The sequence below is a fragment of the Acidocella sp. genome, assembly GCF_013044125.1.
Lineage (GTDB): Bacteria > Pseudomonadota > Alphaproteobacteria > Acetobacterales > Acetobacteraceae > Acidocella.
The window spans coordinates 1-9,701 of sequence record NZ_JABEVC010000207.1; the positions used below are offsets into that span (position 1 = coordinate 1).

A 9,701-nucleotide genomic window follows, 5' to 3' on the forward strand; every position below is an offset into this window, starting at 1 on the left:
AAGAAGCCTGGAATTTCATCGCCAATGACGCAGCTCGAATTACCTCAATCGGAACCAGAGACTGGGCATGCGTCAATCTTTAGGGCTGCTGGTATTATAAAACAAACCTCACAAACGCTCCACGTGGAGCACCACGCAAAAGGGCGGCCCGAAGACCGCCCTTGCATCACGCCCGGCGCAACCCGGCTTAAAACAATTGCTCGCCGTGCAGCACAATATCCAGCCCCTCGCGCTCTTCCTCGCGCGTCACCCGCAGGCCAACCACCATATCGGTGATTTTTAGCAAAACCCAGCTCACGCCTGCGCAATACACAACCGTAACCAGCACACCCAGGGCCTGAACCTTCAGCAGCGCCAGGCCGCCGAACACCACACCGCCGGGCGCCGCCAACGTGGCTGACAATGGCCCATACGCAAACCAGCCCGTTGCCAGCGTGCCGATAATCCCCGCGATGCCGTGCACCCCGAACGCATCCAAGCTATCGTCATACCCCAGGGCGGATTTCATCGAAGTCGCGGTCCAGAAACAGACGAACCCCGCCGCCAGGCCAATCGCCAGCGCCGGGCCCGGCAGCACGAACCCCGCCGCCGGGGTGATGGCGACCAGCCCAGCCACCGCGCCCGAAATCGCGCCCAGCACCGAGGGTTTGCCCCGCACCGCCCATTCCACGAAAATCCAGGACAAAGTGGCGGCGGCGGCGGCAATCTGGGTCACCAGCACCGCCATCCCGGCGCGCCCGTTGGCCCCCATGGCGCCGCCGGAATTGAAACCCATCCAGCCAACCCACAGCAGCGAAGCGCCGATAACGGCGTAGCTGAGGTTCCACGGCGCCATGTTCTCCTGGCCATAGCCCAGACGCTTGCCCAGCATCAGCGCGCAGATCAACCCGGTCACCCCGCAGTTGATCTCAACCACCGTCCCGCCGGCGAAATCGGCGATGCCCATTTTAGCCAGCCAGCCGGTGGGCGCCCACACCCAATGGGCCAGCGGCGCATAAACCAGTAGCGACCACAGGGTGAAAAAAATCAGCAGCGCGGAGAACTTCATGCGGTCGGCGCAGCTGCCGGTCACCACCGCGGGGGTGATGATGGCGAAGCTCATCTGGAACATCAAAAAGACGCTCTCGGGGATCGTCGTCTGCGCCGCGTAGGGCGTTCCCGCCGCGAGGGTGAACGGCTTATCCCAATTAGCGGCGAGCCCCTGCAGGAAAACCCTGGAAAAATCACCGATGAACGCATTGCCGTTGGTGAACACCAATGAATAACCAACAATCATCCACAGCACGGTCATCACCGCGCAGAGCATGAACGACTGCATCATGATCGCGAGCACGTTCTTCTTGCGAACCATGCCGGCATAAAACAGCGCCAGCCCCGGAATGGTCATCAGCAGCACCAAAATCGTGCACATGAGAACCCAGGCCACATTGCCCGGCTGAACTTGCTGCATTGGCTCCGGCATCCCTCAGAGTATGTGTTGGCGCGACATCCCCGAGGGGCCGCTTGGCCTGTCTGCTATTCTAATACGCTTCCGGCGGTCAAGGCCGGAGGAAAGTAGGACATGCGGAACGGCGTGGCGGCTTATTTTTCGCGGATCGCGTTGATAATGCCGGAGAAATCCATCCCCGCATGGCCTGCATCAACATATTCCCGGTAAATTTCAGCGGCATGCTTTCCAAGCGCCGTGGCCGCTCCGGCGCTGGCGGCGGCGTCCTGGCTGAGCAGCAGGTCTTTGAGCATCAGCGCCGCGGCAAAGCCCGGCTTGTAATCATTGTTGGACGGGCTGGCCGGCACCGGGCCAGGCACCGGGCAATAGCTGGTGAGCGACCAGCACTGGCCTGACGAGGTGGAAGCGACATCATAAAGCGCCTGCGCCGAAAGCCCCAGCTTCTCGCCCAGCACAAACGCCTCGCAGACGCCGATCATCGAAATGCCGAGAATCATGTTGTTGCAGATTTTCGCCGCCTGCCCGGCGCCGGCGCCGCCGCAATGCACGATCTTGCGGCCCATGGCCTCCAGCACCGGCCGGGCGCGCGCAAACGCCGCATCCTCGCCACCGGCCATGAAGGTGAGCGTGCCGGCCGCCGCCCCGCCAACGCCACCGGAAACCGGTGCATCCACCGCCGCGAAACCGGCGGCCCGCGCCAGTTCATGCGCCTTGCGCGCGCTGTCCACGTCGATCGTCGAGCTGTCGACAAACAGCGTACCCGGCGCGGCCGCGCTTAAAATATCGTTATAAACGCCCAGCACCAGCTGGCCATTGGGCAGCATGGTGATAGCGATTTCTACCCCCGCGAGAGACGCCGCAGCACTCGGCATGACCTTAATCCCAGCCTTGGCCGCAGCCTCGATGGCGGCGGCCACCAGATCGAACCCGTTCACCTCATGCCCGGCCTTCACCAGATTGATAGCCATCGGCAGGCCCATGTTGCCCAGGCCGATGAATGCGATTTTCGCCATTATTTTTTGTCTCCCATGATCTGGCGCGAGATGATCACCCGCATGATTTCGTTGGTGCCTTCAAGAATCTGATGCACCCGCAAGTCGCGCACGATTTTCTCGACGCCGTAATCCGCCAGATAGCCGTAGCCGCCGTGCATCTGCAGCGCCTCGTTGGCGATCTCGAATCCCGCATCAGTGGCGAAGCGCTTGGCCATGGCGCATTGCAGCGTGGCCTGCGGGCTATGGGCGTCCAGCGCGCAGGCGGCGCGCCAGAGCAGCAGCCGCGCGGCCTCCAGCTCGGTTGCCATATCCGCAATGCGGAACTGCAATGCCTGGAACGTGCCGATGGGTTTGCCGAACGCCTTGCGCTCGGAGAGGTAGGTGATGGTTTTATCCAGCGCCGCCTGCGCCCCGCCGAGCGAGGCCGCGCCAATGTTGATGCGTCCACCATCAAGCCCCGCCATCGCGATTTTAAAACCGATGCCCTCCGGGCCAAGCCGGTTGGCCACGGGCACGCGCGCATCCTCAAAAATCACCTGCCGGGTCGGCTGGGCGTTCCAGCCCATCTTGTATTCATTGGCGCCGAAGGAGACGCCGGGCGTGTCCTTGTCGATAATCAACGTGGAAATACCGCCAGCCCCCTCGCCGCCGGTACGCACCATGACGACATAGACTTCCGCCGTGCCCGCACCCGAAATGAATTGCTTCACGCCGTTGACGAGGTAATGCTCGCCATCCAGCACCGCCTTGGTACGCAAGCTGGCGGCATCGGACCCGGCGGCCGGTTCGGTCAGGCAATAGCTGGAGAGCCATTCCATGCTGCACAGCCGGGGCAGATATTTCGCCTTCTGCGCGGCGTTGCCGTAGCGGTCGATCATCCCGGCGGCCATGTTGTGGATGGAGATATAGGAGGCGACAGCCGGGCAGCCGGCTGCCAGCGCCTCGATGATGAGGGCTGCGTGCAGCCGGGTCAGCCCCGAACCGCCGTAGGCCTCATCGACATAAATTCCGCCCATGCCCAGGGCGGCGGCCTCACGCATCACATCGACCGGAAAATGCTTCTCCCGGTCCCATTCGATCGCGAAAGGCGCCAGACGTTCGCGCGCGAACGCCTGGGCCATCTCGCGGATGGCAAGTTGATCTTCATCAAGATTGAACGAGAGGCCACCCATGGTCATCAATCCATCGTCGGGATGACGAAGCTGGCGCCATCCTTCACGCCCGAGGGCCAGCGCGAGGTGACGGTCTTGGTCTTGGTGTAGAAGCGGATCGAGTCCGGGCCATGCTGGTTGAGATCGCCAAAGCCTGAACGCTTCCAGCCGCCAAAGGTGTGGTAGGCGATCGGAACGGGGATGGGCACGTTCACGCCGACCATGCCAACCTGCACGCGGGCGCAAAAATCGCGCGCGGCGTTGCCATCGCGGGTGAAAATGGCGGTGCCGTTGCCGTATTCATGCTCATTGGGCAGGCGCAGCGCCTCTTCGTAATTGGCGGCGCGGACCACCGCGAGCACCGGCCCGAAAATCTCCTCCTTGTAGATTTTCATCTCGGGGGTGACATTATCGAACAAGGTGCCACCGATGAAATAGCCGTTCTCAAAGCCTTGCATCTTGAAGCCGCGGCCATCGACCAGGAGGTTCGCGCCTTCGGCCACGCCCTCGTCAATGTAGCCCTTCACGCGGTTCAGCGCGTCCCTGGTGACCAGCGGGCCGTAATCCGCCCCAGCATCGGAGGACAGGCCTATCTTCAACGCTTCAACGCGCGGGATCAGCTTTTTCACCAGGGCGTCAGCCGTGGCCTTGCCGACCGGCACGGCGACGGAGAGCGCCATGCAGCGCTCGCCTGCGGAGCCGTAGGCGGCACCGATGAGGGCGTCGGCCACCTGATCCATATCCGCATCCGGCATGATGATGGCGTGGTTTTTGGCGCCGCCGAAGCATTGCGCACGTTTGCCGTTCTGGGCGGCGGTCGCGTAAATGTAATTCGCGATCGGGGAGGAGCCGACGAAGCCGACCGCCATGATCCGCGGGTCGTGCAGGATGGTGTCCACCGCTTCCTTGTCGCCGTTCACCACGTTGAAGATGCCCGGCGGGCCACCGGCGGCGAGAAACAGCTCGGCCAGGCGCAGCGGCACCGAGGGGTCGCGCTCGGAGGGCTTGAGGATGAAGGCATTGCCGCAGGCAATCGCCGGGGCGGCCTTCCATAGCGGGATCATCGCCGGAAAGTTGAACGGGGTGATGCCGGCGACGACGCCGAGCGGCTGGCGCATCGAGTAGACATCGATATTGGTGCCGGCGGCTTCGGTGTATTCGCCCTTGAGCAGATGCGGGATGCCGATAGCGAACTCCACGACTTCGAGGCCGCGCTGAATATCGCCCTTGGCGTCCGGCACGGTCTTGCCATGTTCGGAGGAGAGCAGGCGGGCCAGGGAGTCCATCTCGGTATTGATAAGCTCGAGAAACTTCATCAGCACGCGGGCGCGGCGCTGCGGGTTGGTCGCGGCCCAGCCGGGCTGGGCGGCGGCGGCGTTGGCGATTGCGACCTCAACCTCTGACTTGCTGGCCAGGGGCACCTTCGCCTGCACGGCGCCGGTGTTGGGGTCGAAAACATCGGCAAAGCGGCCGGATGTGCCGGCGACGCTCTTGCCGCCAATGAAATGATTTAATTCGCGCGCCATGGGTCTCTCCTCGGGGCTGTTCTTGCCGGCATTCTCTATCCGCGTTAACATGCCCGATGAAGAGTAATTCTTCCGCAATCATTGCGCATTTTTGCACAATGCGCTGATCCGCACAGGGGCATGCCATGGCCGGACGCAAGCGCGCGCAAAACTGGGATGATTTCCGCCATTTTCTGGCGGTGGCGCGCACCGGCACGCTCTCGGCCGCGGCGGAGGCGCTGGGCACGGACCATACGACCGTTGCCCGGCACATCCAGCGGTTGGAGGAACGCCTGGCGGCGCGGATGTTCTACCGCAGCAACCTGGGGTATGATCTGACCGCCAGCGGGGAGCAGCTGCGGCCCATCGCGGAGACGATGGAGGCGAGCTATTTGCAGGCGGCCTCTATGGAGAGTGAAAACCCGGCGGTCTCGGGCACCATCCGCATCGGCGCGCCGGATGGCTTCGGCACCGCTTTTCTCGCCCCGCGCATCCACAAGCTGGCGGCCCTGCACCCCCGGCTGGAAATCGAACTGCTGGCGACCGCGCGGGTGTTCAGCCTCTCCAAGCGCGAGGCGGATATCGGGATCAGCCTCACCTCGCCGGAGCATGCGCGCGTCGTCTCGCGCCGCCTCACCGATTACCGGCTGCATATCTATGCCGCGAGCGGCTATCTCGCGGCGCACCCGCCGATCCGCAGCCCCGCCGATCTCTCGCGGCACGGCTTTGTAGGCTATATCGAGGATATGCTGTTCACGCCGGAGCTTAACTACCTCAGCAGCATCGGCCCCGGGATCAACGCGCGCATCCGCAGCACCAACCTCACCGCGCAAGCCTATGCCACCGCGGCCGGGAGCGGGCTTTGCGTGCTGCCTGCGTTCATCGCCCGGCTGCATCCGGGGCTGGTGCCTGTGCTGCCGGAAGAGGTCGCGCTGAAGCGCTCGTTCTTCATGCATATCCACGAAGACAACCGCAAATCCGCGCATGTGCGCGCGGCCGCCGCGTTCATCACCGCCGAGCTGGCGCAAAGCCCCGGGTTTTTTGGGTAGAGAGTGCGATCGTTTGAGGCTCGCTCGCCTGAGCGAACCGAAAGCGTGAATCGCCCTCAGAAAAACGTCCAGAGCCTGATCGCACTTAAAGCGATCAGGATCTGGGATACGCTGGGGGCTTACACGAATTCGATCAGCAGGTCCTTGGCGTCCACCTGCTCGCCGGGGCGCACGAGGATGGATTTGACGACCCCTTCACGCGGGGCGGTAAGCTGGGCTTCCATCTTCATTGCCTCGATGGCGAGCAGGGGTTCACCCTGGGTGACTTGATCGCCCTCGCGCACCAGGATGGCGGCGATGGAGCCCGGCATGGGGGCGCCGAGCTGGCGCGTGTCGGCATCGTCGGCCTTGCGGCGGGCCGGGCGCGCGGCGGTGGCGTTGCGGTTGGGCACGCTGATGACGCGGGGCTGGCCGTTGAGCTCGAAGAAGACGCGCACGTTGCCGTCCTCGTCGGTGTCGCCCAGGGTTTGCAGGCTGACGATCATGGTTTTGCCGGCCTCCAGAGTGACTGAAATTTCGTCACCCGGCTTCATGCCGTAGAAATAAACCGGCGTGGGCAGCACGGAGACCGGGCCATAGGTGCGCATGGAGGCGTTGAAGTTGGTGAAAACCTCCGGGTACATCAGGTAGGAGGCGAGGATCTGGTCGGTGAACTCGATCCCGCAGCGCTCGGCCGCGGTTTTGCGCACGGCCTCGATGTCCGCCGCGGGGATGAGCGAGCCGGGGCGCACGGTGATGGGCGTTTTGTCCTTCAGCACCTTTTTCTGCAACGCCTCGGGCCAGCCGCCAGGCGGCTGGCCGAGGTCGCCATGCAGCATTTCGACAACCGATTGCGGGAAAGAGATTTCCCGGACCGGGTCGGCGACATCCTTTGCCGAGAGGTTCTGGCTGACCATCATCAACGCCATGTCGCCCACCACCTTGGAGGAGGGCGTGACCTTCACGATATCGCCAAAGAGGTCGTTGGCGTCACGGTAAGCGCGGGCGACTTCGTGCCAGCGGCTCTCCAGGCCCAGCGAGCGGGCCTGTTCGCGCAGGTTGGTGAACTGGCCGCCCGGCATTTCGTGCAGATAGACCTCCGAGGCGCCTGATTGCAGGTCGCTCTCAAACGCGGCGTACTGGCCGCGCACGGCCTCCCAATAAAAGCTCATGCGGCGGATGGCGCCGGGGTCGAGGCCGGTGTCGCGCTCGGTATGACGCAAGGCTTCAACCAGCGAGCCGAGGCAGGGCTGCGAAGTGAGGCCGGACATCGGGTCCATTGCGGCGTCGAAGGCGTCCACCCCGGCGGTGACAGCGGCGAACACGGTGGCGCCGGAGATGCCTGAGGTGTCATGCGTGTGCAGGTGGATCGGCAGGCCGGTGTTTTCCTTCAGGGCCTTGACCAGCACGCTGGCGGCGGCGGGTTTGAGCAGGCCGGCCATGTCCTTGATCGCAAGGATGTGGCAGCCGGCGGCCTCCAGCTGTTTGGCGAGATCGACGTAGTAGTTGAGGGAGTATTTGGCGCGGTTGGGGTCCAGGATGTCGCCCGTGTAGCAGAGCGCGCCTTCGGCCAGCTTGCCTGATTCCACCACGGCGTCGATGGCGACGCGCATATTCTCCACCCAGTTCAGGCAGTCAAACACGCGGAACAGGTCGATGCCGCCTTCGGCCGCCTGTTTGACGAAGAATTTGACCACATTGTCAGGGTAATTTGTGTAACCAACGCCGTTGGCGCCGCGCAGCAGCATTTGCAGCAGCAGGTTGGGGGTGCGCTCGCGGATGCCGCGCAGGCGCTCCCACGGGCCTTCCTGCAGGAAACGCATGGAGACATCAAAGGTGGCGCCACCCCAGCACTCCAGCGAGAAGAGCTGCGGCAGGGCCACCGAATAGGCCTTGGCGGCGGTTATGATGTCATACGAGCGCATGCGCGTGGCAAGCAGCGACTGATGCGCGTCGCGCATGGTGGTGTCTGTCACCAGGGCACGCTTTTGCTCGCGCATCCAGGTGGAGAAGCCCTTGGGGCCGAGCTGGTCGAGCAGCTGCTTGGTGCCCGGCGCACGCTCATGGCCGAAGCGCGGGGCCTCGGGCGTGCGGGCATGCGCGGCGGGCAGCGGCTTGCCGCGGGTTTCCGGGTGGCCGTTGACGGTGACATCCGCGATGTAGCGCAGCAGCTTGGTCGCGCGGTCCCGTCGCTTGCGGACCTGGAAAAGCGCGGGCGTGTTATCAATAAAGCGGGTGGTGTAGCGGTTGGCGATGAAGTCCGGGTGGTTGAGCAGGGCTTCGAGAAAGGTGAGGTTGGTGGCGACGCCGCGGATGCGGTATTCGCGCAGGGCGCGGTCCATGCGGGCGACGGCTTCCTCGGGTGTTGGCGCCCAGGCGGTGACCTTCTCCAGCAGGGCGTCATAAAACCGGGTGACGACCGCGCCGGCGTAGGCGGTGCCGCCATCCGCGCGGATGCCAAAGCCGAAGGCGCCGCGATAGGCGGTGATGCGGCCGTAATCGGGGATGAAGTTGTTCTCGGGGTTCTCGGTGGTGATGCGGCATTGCAGGGCGTGGCCGCTGAGGTGGATGTTTTGCTGCTCGGGCACGCCAGTTTCGGGCAGGTTGCCGATGTGGCCGCCCTCGGCGATGTGGATCTGGGCCTTGACGATGTCAATGCCGGTGACGACCTCGGTGACGGTGTGCTCGACCTGGACGCGGGGGTTGACCTCGATGAAGTAGAACTTGCCGGTGTCCATATCCATCAGGAATTCGACGGTGCCGGCGTTGCAGTATTGGGTGGCGCGGCCGATGGCGAGCGCTGCTTTGCAGATTTCGGCCCGCTCGGACTCGTTCAGATAGGGGGCTGGGGCGCGCTCGATGACCTTCTGGTGGCGGCGCTGGATGGAGCAGTCGCGCTCGAAGAGATGCACGAGGTTGCCGTGGGAATCACCTAGCAGCTGGACCTCGACATGGCGGGCGCGGCGGACCAGTTTTTCCAGATAGACTTCATCATTGCCGAAGGCGGCCTTGGCCTCGCGCTTGGCGGCCTGGACGGATTCCAGCAGGGTGTCCTCGGACTCGATGGGGCGCATGCCGCGCCCGCCGCCGCCCCAGGAGGCCTTGAGCATGACCGGGTAGCCGACTTCAGCCGCCAGGCGTTTGATTTCCGCCGCATCGTCCGGCAGCGGGTTGGTGGCGGGCATGACCGGCACGCCGACCGAGATGGCAAGGTTGCGGGCGGCGACCTTGTTGCCGAGGCGGCGCATGGTGTCCGGCGAGGGGCCGATGAAGACGATGCCCTCGGCGGCGCAGGCCTCGGCGAAGTCCGGGTTCTCGGAGAGGAAGCCGTAGCCGGGGTGGATGGCGTCAGCCCCGGCCTGCTTGGCGACGCGGATGACTTCCTCGATGGAGAGATAGGCCTCGATGGGGCCCATGCCGCGGCCGATCAGATACGCCTCATCCGCCTTGAACCGGTGCAGGGAGAGTTTGTCATGCTCCGGGTAGATGGCGATGGTCTGAATGCCAAGCTCGGCCGCCGCGCGCATGACGCGGATGGCGATTTCAGACCGGTTGGCGACCAGAAGGCGTTTGAA

Annotated in this window: 6 protein-coding genes; 1 reads left to right on the forward strand and 5 read right to left on the reverse strand. The window is 64.1% G+C overall.

All coding sequences use genetic code 11. The annotated features are described in order from the left end of the window. Positions 1–187 precede the first annotated feature (187 nt). The 4 genes from HKL97_RS12650 to HKL97_RS12665 form a co-directional block, all read right to left on the reverse strand. Complete coding sequence (locus HKL97_RS12650) at positions 188–1,462, reverse strand: ammonium transporter (protein ID WP_408821135.1); 1,275 nt, start codon at positions 1,460–1,462, stop codon at positions 188–190. A 119-nt stretch (positions 1,463–1,581) separates the two neighbouring features. Next, positions 1,582–2,460 carry a 3-hydroxyisobutyrate dehydrogenase gene (gene mmsB / locus HKL97_RS12655; protein ID WP_291425897.1) on the reverse strand — a complete coding sequence of 293 codons (879 nt, stop codon included), beginning with the start codon at positions 2,458–2,460 and terminating at the stop codon, positions 1,582–1,584. Continuing rightward, positions 2,460–3,620 carry an acyl-CoA dehydrogenase family protein gene (locus tag HKL97_RS12660; RefSeq protein ID WP_291425899.1) on the reverse strand — a complete coding sequence of 387 codons (1,161 nt, stop codon included), beginning with the start codon at positions 3,618–3,620 and terminating at the stop codon, positions 2,460–2,462. The genes mmsB and HKL97_RS12660 overlap by 1 nt, the downstream gene beginning before the upstream one ends. After that, complete coding sequence (locus tag HKL97_RS12665) at positions 3,620–5,119, reverse strand: CoA-acylating methylmalonate-semialdehyde dehydrogenase (RefSeq protein WP_291425901.1); 1,500 nt, start codon at positions 5,117–5,119, stop codon at positions 3,620–3,622. The genes HKL97_RS12660 and HKL97_RS12665 overlap by 1 nt, the downstream gene beginning before the upstream one ends. A 125-nt stretch (positions 5,120–5,244) precedes the next feature. Between HKL97_RS12665 and HKL97_RS12670 the strand changes: the two genes are divergently transcribed. Next, positions 5,245–6,147: a LysR family transcriptional regulator gene (locus tag HKL97_RS12670; RefSeq protein ID WP_291425903.1), complete on the forward strand. Its 903-nt coding sequence runs from the start codon at positions 5,245–5,247 to the stop codon at positions 6,145–6,147. Between the two features lie 119 nt (positions 6,148–6,266). Here the strand turns inward: HKL97_RS12670 and pyc are convergent. Continuing rightward, positions 6,267–9,701, reverse strand: a 3,435-nt coding sequence (pyc, locus tag HKL97_RS12675; protein ID WP_291425906.1) for a pyruvate carboxylase, incomplete at its 5' end; no start/stop codon positions are given.

What these genes read in the sequence shown, in the direction of transcription:
- HKL97_RS12650 (WP_408821135.1), bottom strand. Translation starts at nt 1,462, where the DNA reads ATGCCGGAGCCAATGCAGCAAGTTCAGCCGGGCAATGTGGCCTGGGTT.
- HKL97_RS12670 (WP_291425903.1), top strand. Translation starts at nt 5,245, where the DNA reads ATGGCCGGACGCAAGCGCGCGCAAAACTGGGATGATTTCCGCCATTTT.
- mmsB (WP_291425897.1), bottom strand. Translation starts at nt 2,460, where the DNA reads ATGGCGAAAATCGCATTCATCGGCCTGGGCAACATGGGCCTGCCGATG.
- HKL97_RS12665 (WP_291425901.1), bottom strand. Translation starts at nt 5,119, where the DNA reads ATGGCGCGCGAATTAAATCATTTCATTGGCGGCAAGAGCGTCGCCGGC.
- HKL97_RS12660 (WP_291425899.1), bottom strand. Translation starts at nt 3,620, where the DNA reads ATGACCATGGGTGGCCTCTCGTTCAATCTTGATGAAGATCAACTTGCC.